Below are 270 nucleotides of genomic sequence, written 5' to 3' on the forward strand. Positions count from 1 at the left end.
GTCAGTATTAAAATCAAATATTATTTCTTTATATTTTGGTGCTATATAATTATATTCCTCATTCAATTCGGCTAATTTCTTCAGGTGTTCTGTAGGTGTTTTTAGGGACATAGGTGATTTTATTTGTTCATAAATAGAATCAATAGCATCTTTAGATAAATCAAGTGCAATCCCAACTTGTCTAAATGACATATCGTATTTTTGATTTGTCATTATGGTCGCTGCTAAATCGTTAAGCTCTTGTTGTTTAGTTTCTAATGTATCTAGTTT

General features: G+C 28.9%; 1 protein-coding gene. It reads right to left on the reverse strand.

Annotation, left to right across the window (positions count from 1 at the left end; all coding sequences use genetic code 11):
- Nucleotides 1-213 (reverse strand): hypothetical protein (locus KVT27_RS24715; RefSeq protein ID WP_483307984.1); only part of this gene is annotated, 213 nt, incomplete at its 3' end.
- Nucleotides 214-270: the final 57 nt, after the last annotated feature.

It is taken from the genome of Lysinibacillus sp. GbtcB16 (assembly GCF_019091145.1).
Taxonomy (GTDB): domain Bacteria; phylum Bacillota; class Bacilli; order Bacillales_A; family Planococcaceae; genus Lysinibacillus; species Lysinibacillus fusiformis.